The organism is Bradyrhizobium oligotrophicum (assembly GCF_051168495.1).
Classification (GTDB): Bacteria; Pseudomonadota; Alphaproteobacteria; order Rhizobiales; family Xanthobacteraceae; genus Bradyrhizobium; species Bradyrhizobium oligotrophicum_A.
This window is the reverse complement of sequence record NZ_JBNPVB010000012.1, coordinates 124650-150132: the sequence shown is the minus strand read 5'-3', so window position 1 is coordinate 150132 and position 25483 is coordinate 124650. Positions and strand designations below refer to the sequence as shown.

Genomic DNA, 25483 nt, shown 5'->3' with positions numbered 1-25483 from the left:
TGGGAACGCTCAGCGGAGGCGTCTGGATTGCTCCCCCCAAGATCGTGCATTGCAACACCGACTTCAAGGCTGACCTCATGCCTCCGGCGTAAAGCCCTCGAAGATCATCTGATCGGCGTGGCGCGCCGCGATCGCGCGCTGCTCGGGGGTGCGGACGGTCCAGCTCAGCAGCGGGCAGCCGAACACATTGCGCGCGATCCACGGCGCGGGCGCGGGCAACTGCTCGACCCAATAGGCGACGAAATGCGGCTGGGTGCTGAAGCCATGCTTGAGGTGCAGCATGCCGTCGCGCTGCTCCCGGGTCAGCTTGGCCCAATAACCGTCGTCATAGCTGCGCTGGGCGACGATGCCGCGTGTCAGGTTCGGCATGGTCTCGCGCAGCGCGCGCACCTGGTCGGGATCGAACGACATGCCGACCACTGGGCCGGTATAGGACGCGAGCACCTCGGCCATGCGCCGGACCAGCCCGCGGTCGCCCTGGAACGTGCTCTTGACCTCGACCACCAGCGGCACGCGCCCGGCGACAAGGCTGCAGAGGTCACCGAGCGTCATCATGCGCTCGTCGGTCTGCTTGAATCTGACCGCCTTCAGTTCGGCCGCCGTCTTGTCGATCAGCAGGCCGGAGCCTTCGGTGAGGCGCCCGAGCTCGTAGTCGTGATGCACCATCGCCTCGCCGTCCGCGGACAGCTGGATGTCGCATTCGATGGCGAAATTCCCGGCCACGGCGCCGCGCGCGGCGGCCGGCATGTTCTCGATGATGCCGCTGGCCGCATCGTGCAGGCCGCGATGGGCGACGGGGCGGGCCGTCAGCCAGTCAGGTGCGCGCATTCGCCCCGTCCATGCTCTTCCAATCCGATCTCACTCGACCTCGAACACGCCTTCGACTTCGACCGCCGCATCGGACGGCAGCGACGACACGCCGACGGTGGTGCGGGCGTGGCGGCCCTTGTCGCCGAAGGCGGCGACCATCAGGTCGGAGGCGCCGTTCAGCACCTTCGGCCCGTCGAGGAAGTCGGGGGCGGAATTGACGAAGCCGCCGAGCCGGACGACGCGTACGACCTTGTCGAGGTCGCCGACCGCCGCTTTTACCTGGGCGAGCAGGTTGACCGCGCAGCCCTTGGCGGCGGCGTAGCCGTCGTCCAGCGACACCGGGCCGCCGAGCTTGCCGGCCGCGATCAGTTTGCCGTCGCCGCCGAGGCAGACCTGGCCCGATACGAACAACAGGTTGCCGGTCCGCACGAAGGGGACATAATTCGCCACCGGCGCCTTGGGTGCCGGCAAATTGATGCCCTGTGCCGCCAGATTCTGTTCAACCGTTCCTGCCATCTGAAGTCCCCGTCCTGTCGCCTGAAAGCCGGTCCCGTGCCGGACCGCGGTCCTGTTTGGCGCAGTTGCCAGGGACATGCAAGCCGCAGCGACCGGCGCGAATTTGGTGTGTCGAGCGCACGTTTCCGTGAGGCAGCCGCAGTTGCGACGTAATGCAGCGGTCTCTAATGTGACGCTTTGACGATACGTCCCCCGAGGAAAATTCATGGCTCATTCGTTTCGACTGTCGATGGGAGCGCTGGCCGTCGCGGCGATCGCGTTCGGTCCGGCGCAGGCCGAGGCCGCGGTGCCGTTCCTTCCGCATCAGGCGCTCTATGAGCTCAGCCTCGTCAAGTCGCGCGGATCGAGCCCGGTCAACAGCGCGCGCGGCCGCATCCTCTACAATTTCTCCGGCAACGCCTGTAACGGCTACACCTCGGAATTCCGCCAGGTGTCCGAGCTCGATCTCGGCGAGGGCAAGGTGACCCTGAGCGACCTGCGTTCGACCGCCTGGGAGGACGGCGCCGGCAAGAGCTATCGCTTCAAGATCGATTCGCGGATGAACGACCAAGCCTCCAGCCCGGTCGACGGCATGGCCGAGCGCACCGGCGATCACATCACGGTCAAGCTCAAGCAGCCGGAGGCGAAGACCTTCACGCTCGACGGCTCCACCGTGTTTCCGACCGAGCAGATCCAGCGCATCATCGCTGCCGCACGCGAAGGCAAGTCGCTGCTCGAACTGTCGGTCTATGACGGCTCCGACAATGGCGAGAAGGTCTACAACACGCTCACCGTGATCGGCGCGGCCGTGCCGGGCGACAAGACGGTCGCCAAGCCCGATGCCTCGACCGCCAGCGACGAGATGAAGACCCTGACGCGCTGGCCGGTCACCGTCAGTTATTACGACCGCGATGCCAAGCGGGCGGAGGGTGAGCAGACGCCCGTCTATGCGATGTCGTTCGAGCTCTACGAGAACGGCGTCTCCCGGTCGCTGGTGCTCGATTACAACGACTTCGTCATCGCCGGCGCGCTCGACAAGTTCGACGTCAAGGAGGCGAAGGACGGCAAGCCCTGCAGCAATTGACGGTATCGTCATTCCGTCGGCTCCGGGCCGTCATAGGCGATGCCGCGGATCACCGCGGCCTGACCGAATTTCTTGCGCAGCGCATCCATCGCGCGCTCCGCTGACGCCGAGCGGCGGTCGAGCATGTCGGTGTCGGAGGCCTCGGAGCCCGGGCGCAGCGCGCTGACGCCCGTGCCCATCAGGCGAAACGCGGTGCCGTCGGTCTCGCGCGCCAGCATCTCCTTGCAGATCGAGAAGATCTTGCCGGCGAGTTGCGTCGGCGCCGCGATCGACTGCGAGCGGGTGCGCTGGCGGAAGTCCGCGGTCTTCAGCTTCAAGGTGATGGTCGAGCCGGCGAGCTCGCTGGCCTTCAGCCGCGACGACACCTTCTCCGACAGCCGCCACAGCGTCTTTTCCAGGGTCGTATAGTCGCGGATGTCGGTGTCGAAGGTGGTCTCGCTGGAGATCGTCTTGGCGCCGCGGTCGGCCACCACCTTGCGATCGTCGATGCCGCGCGCCAGCCGCCACAGCCTCCGGCCGTCGCCGCCGAACTGCTTCATCAGCTCGATCTCGTCGGCGCGCTGCAGGTCTGCGATGGTACGGAAGCCGTGCTGCGCCAGCCGCTGCTGGGTGGCGGGGCCGACGCCGAAGATGAAGCCGACCGGCTTGTCCGCCAGCATCTGCCTCGCCTCCTCCTGGTCGAGGGCGGCGTAGCCGCGCGGCTTGTCGAGATCGGAGGCGATCTTGGCGAGGTACTTGTTGCAGGACAGCCCGACCGAGACGGTGATGCCGACCGTCTGCTCGATCTCGCGGGCGAATCGCGCCAGGACCTTGGCCGGGATCATGCCGTGGACGCGCTCGGTGCCGGCCAGATCCAGGAACGCCTCGTCGATCGACAGCGGCTCGACCAGCGGCGTCAGCGCCTGCATCGCCTGCCGCACCTCGCGGCCGACACGGACATATTTCGCCATGTCGGGGCGAATCACCGCAGCCCCGGGGCACAGCTCCAGCGCCTTGAACATCGGCATCGCCGACCGCACGCCATAGGTGCGGGCAATGTAGCAGGCGGCCGACACCACGCCGCGCTTGCCGCCGCCGATGATCACGGGCCGGTCGGCGACCTCCGGGTTGTCGCGCTTCTCGACCGTGGCGTAGAACGCGTCGCAGTCGATATGGGCCAGCGTCAGCGCGGGCAGGGAACGATGACGGACCAGCCGGGGCGAGCCGCAGGCGGCGCAACGGCGTGCGCCGACATCCAGGTCGGTCAGACAGTCGCGGCAGAAGCAGGTCGGCCCCTTGGCCGCGCGCGACCCTCCCTCTGGCGCTGTCGTGGTCACGGCACGTCGCGCTCCCACTGTCGGTCGCCCAATACCTGCCGCGCGGCCATGATATTGGTCGGATGTAACTTGGAGTGGGCGGCAAAAGCCTTTACGCTCTCGTCGTCGCGCAGGACGAAATCGAGCACGCTGACCAGGAAATTCGGATCGGCCGCCGAGGATCGCAGCGTTTCCGGCCCAATCCCGGTCTCGGCCAGGAAACGGCCCAGCCGCTCCGGCTCCCCGGCCAGGAAAGAGAGGGCCTGAACTGCAACGATTTCAGCGACTTCGCGCGGATTCCGAACGGGCTTTTTCAACGGTGCATTTGCCTTTCCATTAACTTGTCGTGTCTACCTTGCATCCACCATGCCCGAGTCTTCGGAGCGGGTTCAAGCAAGTGGAAACCATCTCGGGCAAAGATGGAATACCGACTTAACTGCTTTGAACGAATCTAGGGCTAGTTTGAATTAGATCGGTTGCGGTGGACAGGCGTCCCCCGGAGGGCAGTCGGGTGTCAGTGATTCGGAGGGGCGGATGGGCAAGACCGTCCTGATCGTGGAGGACAACGAGCTCAACATGAAGCTCTTTCGCGATCTGTTGGAGGCCCACGGATACCAGACGTCGGGCACCTCCAGTGGCGTGGAGGCGCTCGACATCGTGCGCCGGACCCGTCCTGATCTGATCCTGATGGACATCCAGCTGCCGCAGGTCTCGGGCCTGGAGGTCACGCGCTGGATCAAGGACGATCCCGACCTGCGTGCCATACCGGTGGTCGCAGTGACGGCCTTTGCGATGAAGGGCGACGAGGAGCGCATCCGCGAGGGTGGCTGCGAAGCCTATCTTTCTAAACCGATTTCGGTCGGAAAATTCATTGAAACGGTACGACGCTTTATTGGCTAAGGAGTATTTCCAGTGTCCGCGCGCATCCTCGTCGTTGATGACGTCCCCGCCAACGTCAAGCTGTTGGAGGCGCGTCTGTCGGCCGAATATTTCGACGTGCTGACCGCTTCGAATGGTGCCGAGGCGCTGCAAATCTGCCAGCGCGCCGAATGCGACCTCATCCTCCTCGACGTCATGATGCCCGACATGGACGGCTTCGAGGTCTGCCGCCGGCTGAAGTCGAATCCGGTGACGCATTTCATTCCGGTCGTCATGGTGACGGCGCTCGACAGCCCGTCGGATCGCGTGCGCGGGCTGCAGGCCGGCGCCGATGATTTCCTGACCAAGCCGGTGTCCGACGTCGTGCTGATCGCGCGCGTGCGCTCGCTGACGCGGCTCAAGATGATGACCGACGAACTGCGCATGCGCGCGCTCACCTCGCTCGAGATCGGCGTGCAGGCGCCCGAGCGCAATGCCGTGGCCGACACCGGCCGTGGCGGCAGGATTCTGCTCGTCGACGACCGCGCGTCGTCCTACGAACGGCTGGGGCCGATGCTCGCCACCGATCACACCGTCGACGTCGAGATTCATCCGGCGGAAGCCGTATTCAACGCCGCCGAGGGCAACTACGACCTCGTCATCGTCTCGCTCGATCTCACCGATTTCGACGGCCTGCGGCTGTGCAGCCAGTTGCGCTCGCTGGAGCGCACCCGTCACGTGCCGATCCTCGCCATTGCCGAGGCCGAGAACAATTCGCGGCTGCTGCGCGGCCTGGAGATCGGCGTCAACGACTATTTGCTGCGGCCGGTCGACAAGAACGAACTGCTCGCGCGTGCGCGCACCCAGATCCGCAAGCGCCGTTACACCGACCACCTGCGCGACAACGTGCAGAACTCGATCGAGATGGCGATCACCGACGGGCTGACCGGCCTGCACAACCGCCGCTACATGGAGACGCATCTGGCGACCCTGGCCGACCAGGCCGCGAGCCGCGGCAAGCCGCTGGCGCTGATGATGCTCGACATCGACTACTTCAAGTCGATCAACGACAATTACGGCCATGATGCCGGCGACGACGTGCTGCGCGAGTTCGCGGTGCGCGTGCGCAAGTCGATCCGCGGCATCGATCTCGCCTGCCGCTATGGCGGCGAGGAGTTCGTGATCGTGATGCCCGAGACCGACCTGCACGTCGCAGGCATGGTCGCCGAGCGGCTGCGGCGCTCGGTCGCCAACGAGCCGTTCTCGGTGCACAAGGGCGAGAAGCGCATCGAGGTCACGACCTCGATCGGGCTGTCGACCCTGGAGCAGAAGGGCGAGCCGATCGCCGACGTGATGAAGCGCGCCGACGTCGCGCTCTACCGCGCCAAGAACGAGGGCCGCAACCGCGTGGTCGCGATCGCCCCGGTGCATCCGCCGGCGCCGTTCCTGCCGCAGGCCGCCGGCCGCGGCCGCTGAGGGGCAGGGCGGCTCTGTGCTTTCCTTCGTTGGCCGAAGTTGCCGCCCGTGCATCCCCTGCGTCTGCCATCGTGCCATTCCGGGCCTCGTGCTTCGAGACGCGCCGCAAGCGGCGCTCCTCAGCATGGGGGGCAAAAGCCGAGGCACTGCACACCGGACCATGAACACGCCGAGAGGCGTGTTCATGGAGAGGGGTGAGAGCTGCGCCAAGCTCCATCTGAGCTCTCTCAAGATTTCACCATGACCACAGCCCTCGTCCTGAGGAGCACGCCGGAGGCGTGCGTCTCGAAGGACGGCCGCGGGCGCTGACGGGCGGGCGAGTCTGACGTTCGCGACGGCTGGGCATGAGACCCTCCGCTGTCATGACCCGCGAAAGCGGGTGATCCAGTATTCCAGAGACATCGCGGTTCACCGAGGCGCCGCGGCGTACTGGATCGTTCGCTTTCGCGGACGATGACAGCTATGGGTGTCGCATTCACCGTCGGACCCATCGAAGCGAGCTCATTCGTCCTCGCCGCGCATCCGCGCCCGAGCTTTGCCGGTCGAAACCCTCTTCGAGAACAGAGGGCGCAGGGAAGGCCGGGTGCTGGTCGCACCCATGGTCCGCGTGCAACAAAAAGCACGCGGCAGAACCACAGGTACGAACCGGACATCCGGCCCTCCCTGCGCGATGGCTTTACGGCTTACTCCGCGCTCTCCCCGGGGACCGGCGTTCTTGCCCCCGTCGTCAGCACGCTCGTCGCGGCGCCGACTTGGCCTCAGCGTCGGGAGGCCAGGACCACACGGCTTCACCGTGCGCACCAGGATGTTCGTCGGCGCGGACAAGCCACGCTGCATCCCGACACGCCCACCGCAGCCCACCTCTCGTTCGTGACGATCGCGATACGCCCCTCATGGCGAGGTGGGATGCAAGGGAGATAGCATGATTTCCGAAAATACGAAAGAAGAATTTTGCGCCGCCGCCTTCTGACGGAAGAGATCCGGTTGAACGAGCGAGACAAATGAGTTTTTCGGCAGCGCTGCGGTCGTCCGCCCGGCCTTGTCCGGCGACTGAAATTGTGGGCGTGACGCGACGGCGCGCCCTGCGAATGGCAGACCGAGACCGGCGCCTTGTGTCATGCGGCAATTGCCAGCCGATTTCGTGACCGAAACGAGGCGAACTCACTTTCGATGAGGTTCGATCGAGCGAACGGCCGTCGTGCTAAGCTTCGGGCGAAGATCGGGAGCATGGCCATGGCTTGGTGGGTTTTCATGATCGTGTCGATCGGATCGCTTCCGCTCGCATCGGCCATGGCGGCCGAACGCAACAGATCATCCCGGCGATGGTTGTGGGCCGCCGCGATTGCCGGGCCACTCGCATTGTTGGCCCTGCTGATGCTGGGTGACGCGCGGCGCCAGGCTGAGGCCAACTAGGATCCAGAGGAGGGCATGATGAAACCGCTATGCGTGGCCGTAGTGACCGGTGTGCTGATTTTTGTCGGGGTCTCGATCCTTGAGGCGCTCGACGTTCGGGTCAACGTTCTGGTGATGGGAAGCCTGGGAGGGGTTTCGGCATTGTTGGCTGAGTTCGTTTCAAGTCGTTTCATGGCGGCTCGAAGTGCGTAGGCGGATCAGCGCAGCGTGATCCGCCAGCTTGTTCGTCGTTCGTGGTAGGCGGCGGATCGTGCTCGCGCCATCCCGTCCGACGAGTTCTGTCCAAACAGTGGGGATGTCGCCAGAGCGATCCTCCCTGCTGGCCAAGAGGTCAGTCCTCATTTCCGGTGGCCACTTCCAGTTTCGTCCGCAGCGCCGCCATCACCCGGCGCGCCGTCTCGATGTCCTTGAGCGCGAGACCCTCGGTGAGCGACTTGATCCTGGGCTCGTAGAGTCCGATGGCCGCCTCATAGACCTTCCGGCCCTTCGGCGTGAGCACCACGAGCTGTGCCCGCTTATGATGCGGATTGGGTTCGAACGCGACCAGGCCTTCGCTCGCGAGATCGTTGACGATGCGCTGCACGTTCTGGCGGTTGGCGCCGAGGTCCCGGGCAAGCCACGCCACGGGTTCGGCCCGGCCGGCATAGACGATCGCGCCCAGGATCTGCCATCGGGCGCTCGTCAGCCCGAGCGGGGCGACGAGGCGGTCGCCCCAGACGAGGGTGAGATTGTTCGCGCGGAACATCTCGAGGATGAGGTTGGTCACGGCGTCGATCATGCCTCGGTTATTGTTGCTCATATGGAACCATATATCTAACTTGACATCATAATGTCAATTGTGCAGTTTGGAGACGATCGGATCTCATAAGGATCTTCCGGGTCAAAGCAAACGCCGAAGGTGGCCCCGCGGCCACGTGGCGGATTGTGCGCCCGGTGGAGCCACCCGATCGCCTCTGTCCCCGTCCGCGCACCGGCCGTTCGGTCTGCCTGCCGCAGCCGTCGGCGCGACCGCGTGCGCCTGATTGAAAGGTTCCGCTCGTGAAGAAGATCATTCATCCCATTGCCGGTACCCTTGCCATCCTGACCATCGCGACGTTCTGGACATTCACGGCCCTGAGCGAGCTGTTGGGATCGAAGGCGCTGATCGTGGCCGTCAAATCAGCCATCCCCTGGGGCTTTCTCCTGCTCATTCCGGCGCTGGCGGCGACCGGAGGGTCGGGCCTCGCGCTCGCGAAAGGCGTCCGAACGGGCCGCGTCGGCACCAAGCTCAAGCGCATGCCCTTCATTGCCGCAAACGGGCTGCTCGTCCTGATCCCGGCTGCGCTGTTCCTTGCGTCGAGGGCGAAGGCCGGCGAGTTCGACACGGTGTTCTACGCGGTGCAGGCGATCGAGCTGCTCGCGGGGGCGGTCAATCTGGTCCTGCTCGGTCTGAACATGCGTGACGGCCTGCAAATGACCGGGCGGCTGCAGCGCGCGGGGCAGGCGAGCTTCGACGTGCCGCTGATCGGCAAGGAAACGGTGGCCAAGAACACCACGGCCTTTCGTTTCGCCAAACCGGCGGGCTTCACCTTCGTGGCCGGCCAGTCGGCCGTCTTCACCCTGGCGGGCCAGTCGCGCACGTTCACGATTGCGAGCGCGCCCGACGAGCCGGACCTGTTGATCGCGACCAGGATCGGCGACAGCGCGTTCAAGCATAGCCTGAAGGCGCTGTCGGAGAACGGCGTGGTTCGCGTCTCCGCCGTGGGCGGCCAGATGACCCTGCATGCCGACCCGGCGCGGCCCGCGGTCTTCATCGCCGGCGGCATCGGCATCACGCCATTCGTGGCCATGGCGAGGTCCGCCGCGCGGGCGAGGCTGTCACGCGACATCACGCTGTTCTATGCAAACCGGCGGCTGCAGGACGCCGCGTTCCTTGCCGAAATGGGGGAAATGGACCGGACGATCCCGGGCTTCCGGCTGGTGGCGACAATCACGGAAGCCACAGCAAACGACGGGGTTTTCGAAGCCGGACCGATCGATGAAGCGATGCTGCGCCGGCACATTTCCGATCCGCTCGCTCCGATCTACTACGTCGCCGGACCGGCGGCGATGGTCGACGCGATGCTCAAGCTGCTGGCGGCGGTCGGCGTCCCCCGACAGGCGGTTCGCTTCGAGGAGTTTCTCGGCTACTGATCGGAAGATGGCCGATCAGCGCAGCGTGATCCGCCATCTTGTATCTGTTCGTGGTGGGCGGATGACGCTGACGTCATCTGCCCGCGCATCTACAAGCTTTGTTTGATCGCGTACGCCGGCAGGGACGCGAACGACGCCGGCGCGTGTGGCGGAAAATCAACAACTCGCCTTCAGGATGCGTGACGCCGACATGTCGCTTGCCGTTGTATGCGCGCCGTGGTATCTCCATGCCATGACGAAATCCTCGTGCGTTTTCATTCTCAACCACATGACCCGCTTCGGACGGGCCGTGGAAGGAGTCGTGCGCTAGGATCTCGACGACACGATTTCTCACCAGGCCCCGCCGGCATCGGACGGGGCCTTTTGTTTGGCCACGCGTCCTGCCGGCACAACAGCAGGAGCGATAGATGCCACCCCACCAGACTCATTCGACGATCGATGCCGGGCACGTGTCAGGGGTCAACGTCGATCTCTCGATCGCGTCAGTCACGGGCGCGATCGGCAGCTTGCAGCCAGTGACGCAGTCCGAAGCGTCGATCGCTGCGTTGCGCGAGGTGTTGTCGGAAAAGGACGCGGCCGGCCCGCCGGTCACGCCGACATGGCCGATCATCCGCCTGATCGGCCGGTGCTGGCGGGCCATCCAGGCGCGGCAACGCCGCGAGCATGTGCGGGCAAGCCTGAACGAGCTGAGCGAACGCGAGCTCACCGACATCGGCATCACCCGTGCCGAGATCGAACACATCGCCGCGCTGCGGACGCTCGATGGGTTGAGGGATGATCCATATCCGGGCGGCGTCTTGCGTCGGGGAATGTAGTCGGTCACGGGCGTGGCGACGCCGGGACAGTCGACCAAGAGGCCAAGATCGTCGCCGCGACGTCATTGCGAGCGTGAGCGAGGCAATCCAGGGTCCCGCACAGGACTCTGGATTGCTTCGCTGCGCTCGCAATGATGGCGGTGAGATCGCGCTTCTCTCCGGAAACCATTCTGCCGGAAACGTCGTGTGCGCAGAGTTTGGCAGAACACAAGCCTCGCATAGGTGCCCATCTGCGAGCGCAGGAACTACATGCCTTGATCCGGCGCAATCTCCATGGTACATGCTGACGATGATCAACGTCGTGCGCAACTCCAACCGCAAACATACGGCCCGCCGCAATCGGGGCGTGGGAGGAGTCGTGCGCTAAGTCTTCGACGACACGATCATTCCACAGGCCCCGCCGGCATCGGACGGGGCCTTTTGTTTGGCCATGCGTCCTGCCGGCACCATCCAGCAGGAGCATGCGATGCCGCCCCAGACCAATCTCCAGGCCAACCTCACTGCCGAGATCGTGCGCGACGCCGCGCGTCTCGGTCTCGATCACCCCGTGGACGCTGCGACGAACGCCGTTCGTAGCGCGCCAGCCGCGCCGCGACCGGCTCCGTCCGTCGCGGTGCCGCGTGACGCCGTGTCGGAAAAGGACGCCGCCGGCCCGCCGGGCGGAGCAGCGCCGGGATTGCTCGGCTGGCTGAGGCGATATTGGTGCGCGGTTCAGGAAAGTCGCATGCGCAGGCGAATGAGACTCGATCTGGCCGATCTGAGCGAGGCGCAACTGAAGGATATCGGATGTAGTCGAACTGATATCGACCACATCGCCGCGCACCGCGCGCTTCAACGGCTGAAGGAAAGCACGGCGTATCTCATGACGTCGCGCGGCTTGATGTAGTTGCGCGAAAGCATCGCACATCGTGGCGATCGTCGGCAGGGCGGATCAGCATGAGCCGCCCTGATGATGCCGCAATCTGTCCCGAGTGGCGTGCGTCATGCTGGCGATCATGCGGCAGAGGCTTGCGATGATACCGTCCGGGCGTCGGGCAGCATTGATCGCTGCTGTCCTCCGTTAAAACTCCGCCGGAACCGACCGGCGCGGCTGGCGTTTGTCTGGTCCCAAGGAGGAACCCCGATGAAGAAGCTGATGTTCGCGTTTGCAGTGTCGCTGTCCGTTCTGCCGTCATTCGCGCTGGCCCAGGGCCACATGGGTACGCCGCAGGAGCAGAAGGCGTGCGCACCCGACGCCAAGCGCTTCTGCCGCAGTCAGCTCGGCGACGATTTCGCGGTCCAGAACTGTCTGACGCAGAACCGGGCGAAGCTGAGCAAGAGCTGCTCGGCGGTGTTCTCCAGCCACGGGATGTAGTTTCCCGTCCGGTATGGCACAGGGCGGATGCCGCAGCGCGATCCGCCCTGTGATGACTGAACGCAGCTAGGCTGCGCGGACCTTGCGCAGGAACGCGTCCAACTCCGCCTTCAGCCGGTCGCTCTCGCGCGACAGCGAATGGGCCGACTCCAGCACCTGCGAGGCGGCGCTGCCGGTGGCGTTGGCGCCCTTGCTGACGTCGCAGACGTTGCCCGCGACGCGGGCGGTGCCGCCGGCGACCTCCTGGACGTTGCGCGAGATCTGCCCTGTGGCGGCGCCCTGCTGCTGGACGGCCGCGGCGATGCCGGCGGCGATTTCCGAAATCTGCTGGATGGTGCCGCCGATCTGCTTGATCGACGCGACCGAGGACTGGGTCGCGCCCTGGATGCCCTCGATCTGCTGGCCGATCTCCTCGGTGGCCTTGGCGGTCTGCGACGCCAGCGCCTTGACCTCGGAGGCCACCACGGCGAAGCCGCGGCCGGCATCTCCGGCGCGGGCCGCCTCGATGGTGGCGTTGAGCGCCAGCAGGTTGGTCTGCGCGGCGATCGAGGTGATCAGCTTCAACACGTCGCCGATGCGCTCGGCGGTGCGCGACAGCTCGCTGATGCCGACGTCGGTCTGCTCGATCTGGCGCACGGCCTCCTTGGCGATCGATGTCGATGCCGTGACCTGGCGGCCGATCTCGTGGACGGAGGAGGTCATCTCCTCGGCGGCCGAGGCGACCGACTGCACGTTGGACGACACCTGGCCGGAGGCCGAAGCCGCGCTGCTCGACAATTGCTGGGTCTGCTCGGCGGTCTTGGTCAGGGTGTTGGCCGAGACCTCGAGCGCTCGCGCGTCGCCATGAACCTTGTTGATGATCTGGCCGACGGTCGCCTCGAACTCGTCGGCCATGCGCTGCATGACGACGTGCTGCTCGGTCTTGGCGGCGTCGAGATAGACCGAGATCGCCAGATCCATGTCGATCATCGCCGCCTTGGTGATCGCGGCCTGCAGCGCGGCCTTCTTCTCGCGTGCCGCCTGTCCGCCAAACCAGCCGTCCGAGACCTCGGTCTCGATCGCTCTCTGCAGGCCGGTCATGATCAGCGAATAGCCGGCGATGTACCAGCGCGGCTCCAGTCCCATCCGGTTATGGGCCTGGCCGATCCGGGTCACGGACTTCACATAGGCATCGTCGAACTGGGCGGTCGCCAGCGACATCCAATGGTCGAGCTGGGCCTGCTTGGCGTGCCGCATCGCGGCCTGGCTGGAAAACATCTGGGCCAGATGCGGGTACTTGCCGACATGGGCATAGAACTGGTCGAGCAGGCCGGGCAGCACCTTGCCGATCAGCGGCCGCAGCTCCCGCAGGCTCTCCCGGGTGGCATGGTCGATGCCGATGAAGTCGAGACGGGATTGCAAAGTCTGGAGGTCGGTCATTGCTGGGGCCCGGTAAGCTGGGTGAACACGGAGGAGGCGCCCCTTTCGGATGGGTGCTTCGCTACCCCAAAATTGCATGGCTTTGGTTGATGGTTCCTTACGACGGGAACCCAAATTCAACTGATCCGCGAATATTACCGGTGTGAACGGATCGCTTGTAGGGACGAAGTGCCCAATAAAAAACGGGGCCGAAACGGCCCCGTTGAAGTCGCAGCAGACCGCGATCTTACTTGATCTTGGCTTCGCGGAATTCGACATGCTTGCGCGCGACCGGGTCATACTTCTTCTTGACCATCTTGTCGGTCATGGTGCGCGAGTTCTTCTTGGCGACGTAATAGAAGCCGGTGTCGGCCGTCGACACGAGCTTGACCTTGATGGTGACCGCTTTGGCCATGTCTTGAACCTCTGGAATCGGGATCGGGGTGGGCACCGGCCAAAGAGGGGGCGCCGTTGGCCGGCAACCTACCCAGCCGGGCCCCAAAGTCAAGGTTTGCCGGCCAGAATCTGCGCTCCTAGCCCTCGAAGAAGCGGTTTTTCGGCCGGGGCAGGCCGAGATTGTCCCGCAATGTCGGCCCCTCATACTCCCTTCGGAAGATCCCGCGGCGCTGCAGCTCGGGAATCACCTTGTCGACGAAGTCGTCGAGGCCGGCCGGCAGGTACGGGAACATGATGTTGAAGCCGTCGGAGCCGCGGCTCTCCAGCCAGTCCTGCATCTGGTCGGCGATGCTTTTCGCCGTGCCGACGAAGGACAGCCCGCCATAGCCGCCGACCCGCTGAGCGAGCTGGCGCACCGTCAGCCTGTCGCGCGCGGCGACGTCGACCAGACGCTGGCGGCCGCTCTTGGAGGCGTTGGTCTCGGGGATATCAGGCAGCGGCCCGTCCGGATCGAAGCCGGAGGCGTCCGTGCCGAGGATGACCGAGAGCGAGGCGATGGCGCTGTCGTAGTGCACCATGCTGTCGAGCAGCGCGCGCTTCTCCTTGGCCTCCTCGACGCTGTCGCCGACCACGACGAAGGCGCCGGGCAGGATCTTCAGATGCTCCGGATCACGGCCGATCTTCTCCATGCGGCCCTTGATGTCGGCATAGAGTGTCTTTCCATCGGCTAGGCTGCCGCCGCCGGTGAATACGGCCTCCGCGGTCTCGGCCGCGAGCTGCCTGCCGTCCTCGGAGGCGCCGGCCTGCACGATCACCGGCCAGCCCTGAACGGGGCGGGCGATGTTCAGCGGGCCGCGGACCTTCAGATATTTGCCCTTGTAGTCGAGCACATGCATCTTGTCGGGATCGAAGAACAGCCCGCTCTCGACGTCGCGCACGAAGGCATCGTCGGCGAAGGAATCCCACAGGCCGGTGACGACGTCATAGAACTCGCGCGCCCGCTTGTAGCGCTCGGCATGCTCCATGTGATCGTCGAGCCCGAAATTCAGCGCGGCATCGGGATTCGACGTGGTGACGATGTTCCATCCCGCACGCCCGCCGGAGAGATGGTCGAGGGAAGCGAAGCGGCGGGCGACGTGATAGGGCTCGTCGAAGGTGGTCGAACCCGTCGCGACCAGGCCGATGTTCTCGGTGACCGCCGACAGCGCCGAGAGAAGCGTGAACGGCTCGAACGAGGTCACCGTGTGGCTGCGCTTCAGCGCGTTGATCGGCATGTTCAGCACGGCGAGATGATCGGCCATGAAGAAGGCGTCGAACTTGCCGGCCTCCAGTTTGCGGATCAGCTGCTTGATGTGCTGGAAATTGAAGTTGGCGTCCGGCCAGGCGCCGGGATAGCGCCACGCGCCGGTGTGGATCGAGACCGGGCGCATGAAGGCGCCGAGCTTGAGTTGACGGGGAGGCATGGAGGATCGTCCGCGATGATTACGCTGGAAGAAATAGATGGGAACTGTGCGTGACTGCGCCAGTCACGATACCCAGAACGATTTGCTGATTTGGCCCGGACTGAGAGACAAACTCCGTCATTGCGAGCGCAGCGAAGCAATCCAGGGCTGCGCGAGGACTCTGGATTGCTTCGTCGCTGCGCTCCTCGCAATGACGAGAGCTGTGTCTTTTCGCTCAATGCCCCCGGGTGCGCGCATCGAACGCCGACAGCACGGCGAGCGTCATCGCGGTGACGCCGGTCTCGATGGTCGGCTTCGGCACGGGTGCGAACAGGGGCGAGTGGTTGGACGGCAGGGGCGGGCCGCCATTGCGCGCGGCGACGACGCGGTCGGGATCGTAGACGCCGATGTTGAAGAACATCGAGGGGACGCCGGCCTTGACGTATTCCGAATAGTCTTCGCTGGCCGTTCCGGGCGGCGACGTCCTGAACTTGTCGCCGAAGGCCGCCTTCAGCACCGGCTCGGCCGCCGCAACGACCGCGGCGTCGTTCATGACCGCCTTTGCGCCTTCGGTCAGATCGATGTCGGGCGGCGCTGCGCCGGCCATCGCAGCCACGGCCTTCGCCGTTCGTTCGACGCCGGCGAGGATCTTGGCGCGCACCTCCGGCTTGAAACTCCGGATGGTGCCGACCACGATCGCCTCGTCCGGAATGATGTTGCCGGCGGTGCCGCTGTGGATCGCGCCGACGGTGACGACGCCGAACTCGGTCGGGTCCTTCTCGCGGCTGATCACGCTCTGTACGTCGACGACGAAGCGCGCCGCCATCATCACCGGATCGATGGTGGTCTGCGGCGCCGAGCCGTGGCCGCCGCGGCCGTGGAAGCGAATGAACAGGCCATCCTGGTTGGACGAGCCGATGCCGACGCGATAGGCGACGTAACCATGGCCGAAGCCGCCATCATGCAACGCAAAGCCGACATCGGGCTTGGGGAAGCGGGTGAACAGCCCATCGTCGATCATCGCCTTGGCGCCTTCGACGGTTTCCTCAGCCGGCTGGGCGATGAACATCAGCGTGCCCTTCCACTTGTCCTTGAGGCCGATGAGCGTCCTGGCCGTGCCGATCCAGCTCGCCATGTGCACGTCGTGGCCGCAACTATGGGCGACGAAGGTCTCGCGTCCGTTCCAATTGGCCTTGTCGCGGCTCGCATAGGGCAGGCCGGTCTTCTCCTCCATTGGCAGCGCATCGAGCTCGGTGCGCACCATGATGGTCGGTCCGTCGCCATTGCGATAGAGCGCCACGAGGCCGGTCTTGCCGACCTTCTCGGTGACCTCGAAGCCGAGGCTGCGCATCGCCTCCGCGAGCTTCGCCGCGGTCTTGACCTCCTGGAAGGCGAGCTCGGGATGAGCGTGCAGATCCTTGTAGAGCACGTCGAGCGCCGGGTAGTCGCGTTCGAGCGAGGCCGCGATCGTCGATTTCAAGGCAGGGACGTCGAGATCGGCGTGAGCCGAGGGCGAAGCCAGCGTGAACAATGCGGCAGAGGCGAGCAGAAGGCGAAGTGACTGCTTCATGGATGGGCTCCACAATGAACGCAGTCAGTCTAATACCTCTCAGCTCACTCGCCCAGCACGTCCTTCTGCATCTTGCCGCCGTAGAAGTGGAAGAACGGCACCGGGGCGTCGTGGCGCAGCGGGCCGGTGGCGAGGCGGCGGTCGAGTTCGTTGAGGACGTTCCTGGTCATCGGATGCAAATCGGCCAGCGGTTTTGAGCCGAGTTCGACCCAGACCAGCTCGACCAGTTCGGCATCGGCATGGATGACGCCCTCGACGCGATGCGTGATCGCGGAGGCGTCGGCAGTGAAGAAGCGGGTGTCGAAGCGCTTGATGCGGCCGGGCGGGGTGATGGCGCGGGCGATCAGGTACAGGCCCGAGGGATCGGGCAGCAGGCCGGCCTCGGAGAAAGGCGTCCATGGCCCGTCGAGCTTCGGGGCGGGGCCGTCGACCTTGCGTCCCAGGCAGAGACCCGTCTCTTCGCAGGCCTCGCGGATCGCTGCGACGGCCAGCGATTTCGCGCGCGACGCCGTGGTCTGCGGCTTGCCCTTGAACAGGTTGGCTTCGAGCTCGGCCGGCATGGGGGCCGCGACCGGAATGCGATGATCTGATTTGTCGACGCGGCCGCCGGGGAACACGAACTTGCCGGGCATGAACACGACCTTGTCGTGGCGCTTGCCGACCAGCACCTTCGGCACCGCGCTGCTGCGATCGACCAGGATCAGGGTCGCGGCATCGCGCGGCTTGGTATAGGGGTGGTGGTCTGCTTCCTTCTCGGCGGGCTTGCCCGCCGGCGCGCTGGTCGCCTGTGCCGTGTCGCTCATGTCCTCCCCGCTTTTTCTTGTTCGTTGATCGCCCGATCGCTCACACCGGCGGAATGCCGTCCACTGGAGCGTCGTCGAAGCCGTGCATGCGGAAGGCCCATTGCAGCCCGACGACGGCGCCCTTGACCGGCTGCAGCAAAGCGAGCGACGAGATCAGGGTGACCGGCAGATAGATCGCAAGCTGCAGCGCCACCGGCGGCGCGTAGTTGGTCTCGACCGAGAGCACCAGCGGCACGATGATGTGGCCGACGATGACGATGACGAGATAGGCGGGAAGATCATCGGCGCGGTGGCCGGAAAAATCCTGGCCGCAGCGATCGCACTTGTCGGCAACCTTCAGGAAGGCGCGGAACAGTCTGCCCTCGCCGCAGCGCGGACACCGGCCGCGCAGGCCGCGCTTCATCGCGGTCCAGACGTCGCGCTTCTCGGCGGCGCCGGCGTCACGCGTCCAAGTCTGTGGTAAAGGTTGCGGCACTGCGCGGGGCGTTGAACTCATGGCGTCCATGATCTGCCTTTCTTCGATGTGCCGGGCTTGCGTTTTGCCCCTGCCTTCGAGCTTTTTTCCTTGCGCGTCGGCCGGGCTTCGGACCTGCCCGGTTTCGACGCCTTGCTCTTCGCCTTGATGGTGGTCTTGCTCTTCGACCGGTCGCGGCGGCCGTGGCGCGACACCAGGACGTCGGCCTGCGTCAGCAACTCGAAGCGCAATGCGCCGGCGACTGGCTGAGCTTCTACCAGACGCACGTCGACGACGTCACCCAGCCGGTGCATGGCACCGCTGCGCTGGCCGATCAGCGCGTGGCGCGTCTCGTCATAGTCGAAATATTCCGTGCCGAGGGTGCGGATTGGAACCAGGCCGTCGGCGCCGGTCTCATCGAGCTTGATGAACAGGCCGGCGCGGGTGACGCCGGAAATGCGGCCCTGGAAGGTGGCGCCGACACGGTCGGCGAGGTGATGGGCGATCAGCCGGTCGGCGGTCTCGCGCTCGGCTTTCATCGCACGGCGCTCGGTCACCGAAATCTGCGCCGCGACCTCGGCGAGATGATCCGGCGTCTCGCTGTCGGGCAGGGCGCCGTCGCCGAGGTTCAGCGCGCGCAATAGCCCGCGATGCACGACGAGATCGGCGTAGCGGCGGATCGGCGAGGTGAAATGCGCGTAGCGGCGCAGGTTCAGGCCAAAATGCCCGTAATTGTCGGTCGAATATTCCGCCTGCGCCTGCGAGCGCAGCACCACTTCGTTGACGAGATGCTCGTAGTCCTGGCCGGCGACGAGCGTCAGCACGCGGTTGAACAGCGACGGCCTGAGCGCGCCTGATTTGGCAAAGGGCACGTCGAGCGTTTTCAGGAACTCCTGCAGCGCATGGATCTTCTCCACCGTCGGCTCGTCATGCACGCGGTAGATCAGCGGCAGCGCCTTCTTCTCCAGCAGCTCGGCCGCGGCGACGTTGGCCGAGATCATGAACTCCTCGATCAGCTTGTGCGCGTCGAGGCGCTCCGGCACGACGACGCGATCGACGGTGCCGTCTTTCTTCAGGAGGATCTTGCGCTCGGGGATGTCGAGGTCGAGCGGATCGCGGGCGTCGCGGCCCCGCTTGGCGACCTCATAGGCGGCATAGAGCGGCTTGAGGATCGGCTCGAGCAGGGGGCCGGTGACGTCGTCCGGCTTGCCGTCGATCGCGGCCTGGGCCTGCGCATAAGACAGTTTCGCGGCCGAGCGCATCAGCACGCGGTGGAACGAGTGCGAGCGCTTGCGTCCGTCGGCCCCGATCACCATGCGCACCGCGAGCGCGCCGCGCGCTTCGCCGGGAACGAGAGAACAGAGATTGTTGGAGATGCGCTCCGGCAGCATCGGCACGACGCGGTCGGGGAAGTACACCGAGTTACCGCGGACCAGTGCATCGCGATCGAGCGCCGAGCCCGGCCGGACATAATAGGCGACGTCGGCGATCGCAACGTGAAGGATGAAGCCGCCGGCATTGCCCGGATCGGGATCCGGCTCGGCATGAACCGCGTCGTCATGATCCTTCGCATCGGGCGGGTCGATCGTGATCAGCGGCAGCTCGCGCCAATCCTCGCGCCCCTTCAGGTTCGCCGGCTGTGCGGCTTCGGCCTCGGCGACGGCTGCGGCCGAAAAGTCCATCGGGATCTCGTGGGCATGGATCGCGATCAGGCTGATCGCCTTCTCGGTCGCGACCGAGCCGTAGCGCTCCTTCACGCGGCCGGCGGGCAGGCCATAGCCGCGGCCGCGCAACAGGTCGACGCTGATGAGATCGCCGTCCTTGGCGTCCTTGGTCTCGCCGGGCGCGATCGCGAGCTCGCGTCCAGCCTGTTTCTTGTCGACGGGGATCAGGCGGCCGCCGCCATTGGGGCTGCTCTTGAAGATCCCGAGCACACGGTTGCGCGCCTGGTCGAGCACCTTGAGCACGCGGCCGCGATAGGCAACGCCCTCGGCGTCCTTGATCGGCTCGACGCGGAGTAGCGCACGGTCACCGACGCCGGCGGTGGCGCCTGGCTTGGCGAGGCGAGAGGCGTAAATACGGATGCGCGGCGGCTCGGACTGCTCGGCCTCGTCCCATTCGGCGGGCTTGGCGATCAGTTCGCCGTCGCTGTCGCGCCCGGTGATGTCGGCCACGAGTGTCGCCGGCAAGGTCGCGGGCTCCACGATCTTCTTGCGCCCGCTCTTCTTGACGGTGCCGTCGGCCACGAGCTCGCGCAGCAACTGCTTGAGCGCGACCCGGTCGGCATTCTTCAGGCCGAAGGCGCGGGCGATGTCCTTGGTGCCAACCTTGCCCGGATTGGCGCGGATGAAGGCGACGATGGCCTCCCGCGGGGGGAAGCCGATGTCGCTCTTTTGGGTCATTTTCTCATCCGCGGGCCTTGCCGGCGCTCTTCTTGGGCGTGGGCTTCGCCGCAGGCTTGGCCGAGGTCTTGGCGGCCTTGGCGACGGGCGCACGCGCCTTGCTGGTGGAGTCGGATTTCGGCTTGGCCGCGGCCTTCTTCACCACGGCCTTCTTGGCTGGCTTCGGCGAGTCGTCGTCGCCGCCAGCCTTGGGCTTGGCCGCTTTCTTGGCCGGCTTCGCAGCCTTGCCTTTCGCCTTGCCGCCGCCCTTGGCGGCGCGCTCGTCGAGCAGGGCGATCGCCTCGGCCAAGGTGATCGTGTCCTTCTCCTTGTCGCCGGGAATGGTGGCGTTGACGCCACCCGCGGTGACATAGGCGCCGTAGCGGCCGGCCTTGACGGCGACGGCGCCGAGCGACGGATGGTCGCCGAGCGCCTTGCCGGGATCGGCGCCGAAGCGCTTGCTCGGGCCCTTGGCGATCTTTTCGGCGATCAGCGTGACCGCGCGGTTGAGGCCGATGTCGAACACCTCGTCGCCGGCCTCCAGGCTCGCATAGGTCTTGTCGTGCTTGACGAACGGCCCGAAGCGGCCGAGGCCGGCGGTGATCGGCAGGCCGCTCTCGGGATGAATGCCGATCTCGCGCGGCAGCGACAACAGTTTCAGCGCCAGTTCGAGATCGACGTCCGAGGGCTGCGTGCCCTTCGGAATGCCGGCGCGCTTCGGCTTCTCGCCTTCGGCGTAATCCTTCTGCTCGCCGAGCTGGATGTAGGGGCCGAAACGGCCGGCCTTGACGGCGACGTCGCGGCCGGTGTCGGGATCCTGGCCGAGAATGCGGTCGGCCGTGGCCTCGCTGTCGGCGGCCAGCGGCCGGGTGTAGCGGCACTCCGGGTAGTTGGAGCAGCCGACGAAGGCGCCGAACTTGCCGGCCTTCAGATTCAGCCGCCCGGTGCCGCAGGTCGGGCACTGCCGGACGTCACCACCATCGGTGCGCGGCGGATAGATGTGCGGCCCGAGCATCTCGTCGAGCGCGTCCAGCACCTGCGCCACGCGCAGATCCTTGATGTCGTCGACGGCGCCGATGAAGCCGGTCCAGAAATCCTTCAAGACCTGCTGCCAGGCGATCTCGTTGTTGGAGATGCGGTCGAGCTGCTCCTCCAGATCCGCCGTGAAATCATACTCGACGTAGCGGCGGAAGAAGTTCTCCAGGAAGGCGATGACGACGCGGCCCTTGTCCTCGCCGTGCAGCCGCTTCTTCTCCAGCTTCACATAGCCGCGGGCTTTCAGCACATCGAGGATCGAGGCGTAGGTCGAGGGCCGGCCGATGCCGAGCTCCTCCATGCGCTTGACCAGCGACGCCTCGGAGAAGCGCGGCGGCGGCTCGGTGAAGTGCTGGGTGACCGCGAGGTTCTGACGCTTCAGCGCCTCGCCCTGGCTCATCTGCGGCAGGCGGCGGCCGTCCTCGTCCTCCTCGTCGTCGCGGCCTTCCTGATAGAGCGCAAGGAAGCCATCGAACTTGACGACCTGGCCGGTGGCGCGCAGCTCGAGCGTGCGCTCGCCGGCCTTGGCCGTGATGTCGACCGTGGTGCGCTCGAGCTCGGCGGATTCCATCTGGCTCGCAATCGTGCGGGTCCAGATCAGCTCGTAGAGCTTGGCCTGGTCGTCATCGAGCCGCTTGCGCAAATCGGCCGGCTTGCGCGACAGGTCGGTCGGGCGGATCGCCTCGTGGGCTTCCTGGGCGTTCTTGGCCTTGGTCTGATACTGGCGCGGGCTCTCCGGCACATATTTGTTGCCGTAGATCTCGCCGATCACCTTGCGCGCCTGGGTGATCGCCGAGCCGTCGATCTGCACGCCGTCGGTTCGCATATAGGTGATGAGACCGGTGGTCTCGCCGCCGATGTCGATGCCTTCATAGAGACGCTGCGCGATGCGCATGGTGTGCGCCGGCGCAAAGCCGAGCTTGCGGCTCGCCTCCTGCTGCAGGGTGGACGTCGTGAAGGGCGCCTGGGGATTGCGCCGCGCCGGCTTGGCGTCGACGGTCGCGACCGTGAAGTTCGCCGCGTTCAGCGCGTTCTTGAAGTCTTCGGCTTCGGCGCCGGTGCCGATGTCGAGCCGCTGGATCTTCTTGCCGTCGGCGCCGACGAGGCGGGCCTCGAAGGTGTCGCCGCGCGGCGTCACCAGGGTCGCCACCAGTGACCAATATTCGCGCGCGACGAACTTCTCGATCTCGAGTTCGCGATCGCACACCAGCCGCAGCGCGACCGACTGCACGCGGCCGGCCGACCGTGCGCCCGGCAGCTTGCGCCACAACACCGGGGACAGCGTGAAGCCGACGAGGTAGTCGAGGGCACGGCGCGCCATGTAGGCGTCGACCAGCGCGCCGTCGATCTGGCGCGGATGCTTCATCGCCTCCGAGACCGCCTGCTTGGTGATCGCATTGAAAACGACGCGCTCGATCTTCTGGTCCTTGAGCGCGCGCTTCTCCTTCAACACTTCGAGCACGTGCCAGGAAATAGCCTCACCCTCGCGATCAGGGTCGGTGGCCAGAATCAGCCGGTCTGCGTTCTTGAGCGATTTGGCGATGTCGTTGAGGCGGCCGGCCGCCTTAGGATCGACCTCCCAGATCATCCGGAAATTTTCGTCCGGATCGACGGAGCCGTTCTTCGCCGGGAGGTCGCGGACATGGCCGAAAGAGGCCAGGACCTCATAGGAGGAGCCCAGATATTTATTGATCGTCTTGGCCTTGGCAGGCGACTCCACGATGACGATGTTCATGTATTTCCAATAACTTAGTGGAAGGATTGAAGCTGGTTTCGCGGGATTCGCGCCTGCCTCGTTGACCCGAACATGGGTGGTGAGGCGGTTCCTGTCAAATCGAGGGATGTTGAAAGCTGATTGCGTTGAATCGGCGAAGTACCTATCAGGTTGTAAGGAGAGCTACAGGAACCATGCTCTCTATATATTGGTTTTCCTCAAATACCGTCGGATTGAGTTGTTGGCCAAGACAGCGGACGACAGCGACCTGGACGTCGAAGTGACGGTGGAGGACCCCGATGCCGCCGCGGCGCTGATCGCCGAGGTGACGGCGGGCCTGTCGCAGCTTGCCCAGCGGCACAATCTCGACATGCTCGACTATCTCTTGCGCATGGCCAACCTGGAAGCCGAAGAGCATCTCAGGCTGCGCAGCCGGCGCAGGCTCTGCTGACGCGGTCTCCCTGCGCGCCTAGCGCGGCGCCAGGGTCGTATGTTCCGGCGCCAATGGCGTGCCGTCGTCGGCACACAGCAGCAGCTTGCGCACCGGGCGGCGCCGGGCGCGGTCCACCAACACGGTGGCGATTTCCTCGGGGTGCTCGTCGAACTCCTCGCTCCACTGACGCAGCGCGACCAGGATCGGAAACAGGCCGCGGCCTTTCGGCGTCAGCACATAGTCGCGATAGGGGCTGCCATCCGAGGCCGGCTCGGTGGCGAGGATGCCGCGCTCGACCAGCGCGCGCAGGCGGACCGTGAGAATGTTCTTCGCCATCCCGAGGCTGCGCTGGAAGGCGCTGAAGCGGCGGACGCCGAGAAACGCGTCGCGGATGATGAGCAGAGACCACCAGTCGCCAATCGCATCCAGCGACCGGGCGATCGGGCAGGGGTCGTCTTCGAAGCTGGTCCGTTTGACCATCACATCGTCCTTCGTCTCGTCACGGCGACTGCGACCGCGCTCGTATCCGCCTGCGGCGGGTCACGCATTTGTGTGGTTGCATTATAGAACCAGTTGGCCTACGTCGTCCATGCGGTTTAATAATGCAACCATATGGAGACGGACGTGAGGCTTGCAAACAAGACGGCACTGATTACCGGCGGCAGCAGCGGCATCGGGTTTGCGACCGCACGCCGCTTCATCGCGGAAGGCGCCCGGGTGGTGATCACCGGCCGCGATGCCGGGCGGCTGGAGGCCGCGGCGCGCGACCTCGGCCCCAGCGCGCTCGCCCTGGTGGCCGATGCGACGGACATTGCCGCCACGGAAGCTGCGGTCGCGCGCGCCGCGGAGCGCTTCGGCAAGCTCGACATCCTGTTCGCCAATGCCGGCATTCCCGGTGCGACGCCGGCAGGAGCAACCAGGCTGGAGGTCTTCGAGCAGGTGATCCGCACCAATCTGACCGGCGTGTTCTTCACGGTGCAGGCGGCGCTGCCTCATCTCAACGACGGCGCGTCCATCATCCTCAACGGCTCGGTGATCTCGGTACTGGGCAACCCGGGCTATTCGGCCTACGCCGCCAGCAAGGCGGGCGTGCGCGCGATGGCGCGGGTGCTGGCGTCGGAGCTGTCGCCCCGCGGCATCCGCGTCAACGTGGTCGCGCCCGGCGCCATCCGCACGCCGATCTGGGGTGCGGCGATCGCGACACCCGATGCAGAGAAGGCGTTCGAGGCACGGATCGCAGCGACCACACCGCTCGGCCATATCGGCGAGCCCGAGGCCATCGCAAGCACCGTGCTGTTCCTGGCCTCGGACGATGCCGCGCACATCCAGGGCCAGGAGCTGTTCGTCGATGGCGGTGCGACCAGCTCGCCGGCCGGCGCGCCGATCTATCGCTAGTGGGTGGCGCCGACCGTGGCGGGGCGTTGGACCTCGCCAGGGCCGGAAGCAAGGGGCGGCCGGCGGCAGCCCCTTTTCCGTCAGGCGGCGAGGCCACCCGCAGTCTGGAGCGCGTTCGCGAGCGCCTGCTCGCGCTGCTCCGGGCCGATCATGATGCCGTCGGCGGCGACGAATTCGGGCGCGGTGACGCCGATGAAGCCGAAGACGCCCCTCAGATAGGTTTCGAGATGTTCGAGCGCGGCCATCGGCGCTGCGCCGTAGTAGCCGCCGCGGGACACCGCCACGATCACGCGCTTGCCGGCCGCCAGTCCCTCGGGACCGTTGGCGCCATATCTGAAGGTCTTGCCGGCGACCACGATGCGGTCGATCCAGGCCTTGAGCTGGCTCGGGATCGAGAAATTGTACATCGGTGCGCCGAGCACGACGATGTCGGCGCGGAGAAACTCCTCCAGCACCGCCTGTCCGGTGGCGACGTCGGCCTGCACCGCGGGGTCGTCGACCGGCGCGCCATGGGCGACGGCGAGGTGTGCGCCTGACAGATGCGCCAGCGGCGCTGCTGCCAGATCGCGGTAGGTGACCTCGAGCCCGGGCGTGATCTGCCGGAGCCGTGCGACGATGGCAGCGGACACCTGACGGCTGACGGAGTTGGGGCCGAGCACGCTGGAGTCGATGTGGAGGAGTTGGGTCATG

Annotated in this window: 26 protein-coding genes; 11 read left to right on the top strand and 15 right to left on the bottom strand. The window is 65.8% G+C overall.

From position 1 onward, the window contains the following. Positions 1 to 75: 75 nt before the first annotated feature. Complete coding sequence (locus ACQR1B_RS22530; RefSeq protein ID WP_434833707.1) at positions 76 to 828, bottom strand: glycerophosphodiester phosphodiesterase; 753 nt, start codon at positions 826 to 828, stop codon at positions 76 to 78. 30 nt (positions 829 to 858) lie between these two features. Continuing rightward, positions 859 to 1326 (bottom strand): RidA family protein, encoded by a 468-nt coding sequence (locus tag ACQR1B_RS22525; RefSeq protein WP_434833708.1) that lies wholly within the window; start codon positions 1324 to 1326, stop codon positions 859 to 861. Positions 1327 to 1531: 205 nt separating this feature from the next. On the opposite strand from ACQR1B_RS22525, the gene ACQR1B_RS22520 reads away from it, so the two are divergent. Continuing rightward, positions 1532 to 2389: a cell envelope integrity EipB family protein gene (locus ACQR1B_RS22520; RefSeq protein ID WP_434833709.1), complete on the top strand. Its 858-nt coding sequence runs from the start codon at positions 1532 to 1534 to the stop codon at positions 2387 to 2389. Between the two features lie 8 nt (positions 2390 to 2397). On the opposite strand, the gene ACQR1B_RS22515 is transcribed toward ACQR1B_RS22520, so the two are convergent. Together ACQR1B_RS22515 and ACQR1B_RS22510 are read right to left on the bottom strand one after the other, a co-directional pair. After that, entirely contained in the window at positions 2398 to 3705 is a 1308-nt protein-coding gene (locus ACQR1B_RS22515; RefSeq protein WP_434833710.1) for a DNA polymerase IV, read from the bottom strand. Then, positions 3702 to 4001, bottom strand: a complete 300-nt coding sequence (locus tag ACQR1B_RS22510; RefSeq protein ID WP_434833711.1) for a DUF3572 domain-containing protein — start codon at positions 3999 to 4001, stop codon at positions 3702 to 3704. The genes ACQR1B_RS22515 and ACQR1B_RS22510 overlap by 4 nt, the downstream gene beginning before the upstream one ends. Positions 4002 to 4218: 217 nt before the next feature. Between ACQR1B_RS22510 and ACQR1B_RS22505 the strand changes: the two genes are divergently transcribed. From ACQR1B_RS22505 to ACQR1B_RS22490, 4 genes are all read left to right on the top strand, one after another. Beyond that, positions 4219 to 4584 (top strand): response regulator, encoded by a 366-nt coding sequence (locus ACQR1B_RS22505; protein WP_012044758.1) that lies wholly within the window; start codon positions 4219 to 4221, stop codon positions 4582 to 4584. A 12-nt stretch (positions 4585 to 4596) separates the two neighbouring features. After that, positions 4597 to 6018, top strand: a complete 1422-nt coding sequence (locus tag ACQR1B_RS22500; protein WP_434833712.1) for a PleD family two-component system response regulator — start codon at positions 4597 to 4599, stop codon at positions 6016 to 6018. Positions 6019 to 7269: 1251 nt separating this feature from the next. Further along, a complete protein-coding gene (locus ACQR1B_RS22495) occupies positions 7270 to 7431 on the top strand; it encodes a hypothetical protein (protein WP_434833713.1) in 162 nt (53 codons plus the stop codon). Positions 7432 to 7446: 15 nt separating this feature from the next. After that, the gene (locus tag ACQR1B_RS22490) at positions 7447 to 7623 is read left to right on the top strand and encodes a hypothetical protein (RefSeq protein WP_434833714.1); all 177 of its coding nucleotides are present in this window, start codon (positions 7447 to 7449) and stop codon (positions 7621 to 7623) included. 139 nt (positions 7624 to 7762) lie between these two features. Here ACQR1B_RS22490 and ACQR1B_RS22485 read toward each other — a convergent pair whose 3' ends face one another. Further along, positions 7763 to 8209 (bottom strand): MarR family winged helix-turn-helix transcriptional regulator, encoded by a 447-nt coding sequence (locus ACQR1B_RS22485; RefSeq protein ID WP_434833715.1) that lies wholly within the window; start codon positions 8207 to 8209, stop codon positions 7763 to 7765. A gap of 260 nt (positions 8210 to 8469) precedes the next feature. Between ACQR1B_RS22485 and ACQR1B_RS22480 the strand changes: the two genes are divergently transcribed. The 4 genes from ACQR1B_RS22480 (at position 8470) to ACQR1B_RS22465 (ending at position 11772) form a co-directional block, all read left to right on the top strand. Continuing rightward, on the top strand, positions 8470 to 9603 hold the full coding sequence (locus ACQR1B_RS22480) for an FAD-dependent oxidoreductase (RefSeq protein WP_434833716.1): 1134 nt from the start codon (positions 8470 to 8472) through the stop codon (positions 9601 to 9603). A 554-nt stretch (positions 9604 to 10157) separates the two neighbouring features. Further along, a complete protein-coding gene (locus ACQR1B_RS22475) occupies positions 10158 to 10418 on the top strand; it encodes a DUF1127 domain-containing protein (protein ID WP_434833836.1) in 261 nt (86 codons plus the stop codon). A gap of 466 nt (positions 10419 to 10884) precedes the next feature. Further along, the gene (locus tag ACQR1B_RS22470) at positions 10885 to 11304 is read left to right on the top strand and encodes a DUF1127 domain-containing protein (RefSeq protein WP_434833717.1); all 420 of its coding nucleotides are present in this window, start codon (positions 10885 to 10887) and stop codon (positions 11302 to 11304) included. Positions 11305 to 11541: 237 nt separating this feature from the next. Next, entirely contained in the window at positions 11542 to 11772 is a 231-nt protein-coding gene (locus tag ACQR1B_RS22465; protein WP_434833718.1) for a hypothetical protein, read from the top strand. A 66-nt stretch (positions 11773 to 11838) separates the two neighbouring features. On the opposite strand, the gene ACQR1B_RS22460 is transcribed toward ACQR1B_RS22465, so the two are convergent. The 8 genes from ACQR1B_RS22460 to topA all read right to left on the bottom strand — a co-directional run bounded on the left by ACQR1B_RS22460 (position 11839) and on the right by topA (position 22986). After that, the gene (locus tag ACQR1B_RS22460) at positions 11839 to 13191 is read right to left on the bottom strand and encodes a protoglobin domain-containing protein (protein ID WP_434833719.1); all 1353 of its coding nucleotides are present in this window, start codon (positions 13189 to 13191) and stop codon (positions 11839 to 11841) included. 226 nt (positions 13192 to 13417) lie between these two features. Next, positions 13418 to 13585: a 50S ribosomal protein L33 gene (gene rpmG / locus ACQR1B_RS22455; protein WP_015666342.1), complete on the bottom strand. Its 168-nt coding sequence runs from the start codon at positions 13583 to 13585 to the stop codon at positions 13418 to 13420. 118 nt (positions 13586 to 13703) lie between these two features. Beyond that, positions 13704 to 15029 carry an LLM class flavin-dependent oxidoreductase gene (locus ACQR1B_RS22450; protein ID WP_434833720.1) on the bottom strand — a complete coding sequence of 442 codons (1326 nt, stop codon included), beginning with the start codon at positions 15027 to 15029 and terminating at the stop codon, positions 13704 to 13706. A gap of 214 nt (positions 15030 to 15243) precedes the next feature. Beyond that, positions 15244 to 16578 carry an amidohydrolase gene (locus ACQR1B_RS22445; RefSeq protein ID WP_434833721.1) on the bottom strand — a complete coding sequence of 445 codons (1335 nt, stop codon included), beginning with the start codon at positions 16576 to 16578 and terminating at the stop codon, positions 15244 to 15246. A 44-nt stretch (positions 16579 to 16622) separates the two neighbouring features. Beyond that, on the bottom strand, positions 16623 to 17381 hold the full coding sequence (locus ACQR1B_RS22440; RefSeq protein WP_434833722.1) for an NUDIX hydrolase: 759 nt from the start codon (positions 17379 to 17381) through the stop codon (positions 16623 to 16625). A gap of 40 nt (positions 17382 to 17421) precedes the next feature. Further along, positions 17422 to 17877 (bottom strand): DUF983 domain-containing protein, encoded by a 456-nt coding sequence (locus tag ACQR1B_RS22435; RefSeq protein ID WP_434833723.1) that lies wholly within the window; start codon positions 17875 to 17877, stop codon positions 17422 to 17424. Continuing rightward, positions 17874 to 20237 carry a ribonuclease R gene (gene rnr / locus ACQR1B_RS22430; RefSeq protein ID WP_434833724.1) on the bottom strand — a complete coding sequence of 788 codons (2364 nt, stop codon included), beginning with the start codon at positions 20235 to 20237 and terminating at the stop codon, positions 17874 to 17876. Before rnr ends, ACQR1B_RS22435 begins: the two co-directional genes overlap by 4 nt. A 4-nt stretch (positions 20238 to 20241) precedes the next feature. After that, the gene (gene topA, locus ACQR1B_RS22425; RefSeq protein ID WP_434833725.1) at positions 20242 to 22986 is read right to left on the bottom strand and encodes a type I DNA topoisomerase; all 2745 of its coding nucleotides are present in this window, start codon (positions 22984 to 22986) and stop codon (positions 20242 to 20244) included. Positions 22987 to 23206: 220 nt separating this feature from the next. Between topA and ACQR1B_RS22420 the strand changes: the two genes are divergently transcribed. Further along, positions 23207 to 23416, top strand: coding sequence for a hypothetical protein (locus ACQR1B_RS22420; protein ID WP_434833843.1), 210 nt, complete (start codon positions 23207 to 23209; stop codon positions 23414 to 23416). A gap of 18 nt (positions 23417 to 23434) precedes the next feature. Here ACQR1B_RS22420 and ACQR1B_RS22415 read toward each other — a convergent pair whose 3' ends face one another. After that, positions 23435 to 23878: a winged helix-turn-helix transcriptional regulator gene (locus tag ACQR1B_RS22415; protein ID WP_434833726.1), complete on the bottom strand. Its 444-nt coding sequence runs from the start codon at positions 23876 to 23878 to the stop codon at positions 23435 to 23437. 144 nt (positions 23879 to 24022) lie between these two features. On the opposite strand from ACQR1B_RS22415, the gene ACQR1B_RS22410 reads away from it, so the two are divergent. Then, the gene (locus tag ACQR1B_RS22410; RefSeq protein WP_434833727.1) at positions 24023 to 24793 is read left to right on the top strand and encodes a glucose 1-dehydrogenase; all 771 of its coding nucleotides are present in this window, start codon (positions 24023 to 24025) and stop codon (positions 24791 to 24793) included. Between the two features lie 80 nt (positions 24794 to 24873). Here the strand turns inward: ACQR1B_RS22410 and ACQR1B_RS22405 are convergent, their stop codons facing one another. Continuing rightward, positions 24874 to 25482, bottom strand: a complete 609-nt coding sequence (locus tag ACQR1B_RS22405; RefSeq protein WP_434833728.1) for an FMN-dependent NADH-azoreductase — start codon at positions 25480 to 25482, stop codon at positions 24874 to 24876. Position 25483 lies beyond the last annotated feature (1 nt).

What these genes read in the sequence shown, in the direction of transcription:
- ACQR1B_RS22530 (WP_434833707.1), bottom strand. Translation starts at nt 828, where the DNA reads ATGCGCGCACCTGACTGGCTGACGGCCCGCCCCGTCGCCCATCGCGGC.
- ACQR1B_RS22525 (WP_434833708.1), bottom strand. Translation starts at nt 1,326, where the DNA reads ATGGCAGGAACGGTTGAACAGAATCTGGCGGCACAGGGCATCAATTTG.
- ACQR1B_RS22520 (WP_434833709.1), top strand. Translation starts at nt 1,532, where the DNA reads ATGGCTCATTCGTTTCGACTGTCGATGGGAGCGCTGGCCGTCGCGGCG.
- ACQR1B_RS22505 (WP_012044758.1), top strand. Translation starts at nt 4,219, where the DNA reads ATGGGCAAGACCGTCCTGATCGTGGAGGACAACGAGCTCAACATGAAG.
- ACQR1B_RS22495 (WP_434833713.1), top strand. Translation starts at nt 7,270, where the DNA reads ATGATCGTGTCGATCGGATCGCTTCCGCTCGCATCGGCCATGGCGGCC.
- ACQR1B_RS22490 (WP_434833714.1), top strand. Translation starts at nt 7,447, where the DNA reads ATGATGAAACCGCTATGCGTGGCCGTAGTGACCGGTGTGCTGATTTTT.
- ACQR1B_RS22485 (WP_434833715.1), bottom strand. Translation starts at nt 8,209, where the DNA reads ATGATCGACGCCGTGACCAACCTCATCCTCGAGATGTTCCGCGCGAAC.
- ACQR1B_RS22470 (WP_434833717.1), top strand. Translation starts at nt 10,885, where the DNA reads ATGCCGCCCCAGACCAATCTCCAGGCCAACCTCACTGCCGAGATCGTG.
- ACQR1B_RS22465 (WP_434833718.1), top strand. Translation starts at nt 11,542, where the DNA reads ATGAAGAAGCTGATGTTCGCGTTTGCAGTGTCGCTGTCCGTTCTGCCG.
- ACQR1B_RS22460 (WP_434833719.1), bottom strand. Translation starts at nt 13,191, where the DNA reads ATGACCGACCTCCAGACTTTGCAATCCCGTCTCGACTTCATCGGCATC.
- rpmG (WP_015666342.1), bottom strand. Translation starts at nt 13,585, where the DNA reads ATGGCCAAAGCGGTCACCATCAAGGTCAAGCTCGTGTCGACGGCCGAC.
- ACQR1B_RS22450 (WP_434833720.1), bottom strand. Translation starts at nt 15,029, where the DNA reads ATGCCTCCCCGTCAACTCAAGCTCGGCGCCTTCATGCGCCCGGTCTCG.
- ACQR1B_RS22445 (WP_434833721.1), bottom strand. Translation starts at nt 16,578, where the DNA reads ATGAAGCAGTCACTTCGCCTTCTGCTCGCCTCTGCCGCATTGTTCACG.
- ACQR1B_RS22440 (WP_434833722.1), bottom strand. Translation starts at nt 17,381, where the DNA reads ATGAGCGACACGGCACAGGCGACCAGCGCGCCGGCGGGCAAGCCCGCC.
- ACQR1B_RS22435 (WP_434833723.1), bottom strand. Translation starts at nt 17,877, where the DNA reads ATGAGTTCAACGCCCCGCGCAGTGCCGCAACCTTTACCACAGACTTGG.
- rnr (WP_434833724.1), bottom strand. Translation starts at nt 20,237, where the DNA reads ATGACCCAAAAGAGCGACATCGGCTTCCCCCCGCGGGAGGCCATCGTC.
- topA (WP_434833725.1), bottom strand. Translation starts at nt 22,986, where the DNA reads ATGAACATCGTCATCGTGGAGTCGCCTGCCAAGGCCAAGACGATCAAT.
- ACQR1B_RS22415 (WP_434833726.1), bottom strand. Translation starts at nt 23,878, where the DNA reads ATGGTCAAACGGACCAGCTTCGAAGACGACCCCTGCCCGATCGCCCGG.
- ACQR1B_RS22405 (WP_434833728.1), bottom strand. Translation starts at nt 25,482, where the DNA reads ATGACCCAACTCCTCCACATCGACTCCAGCGTGCTCGGCCCCAACTCC.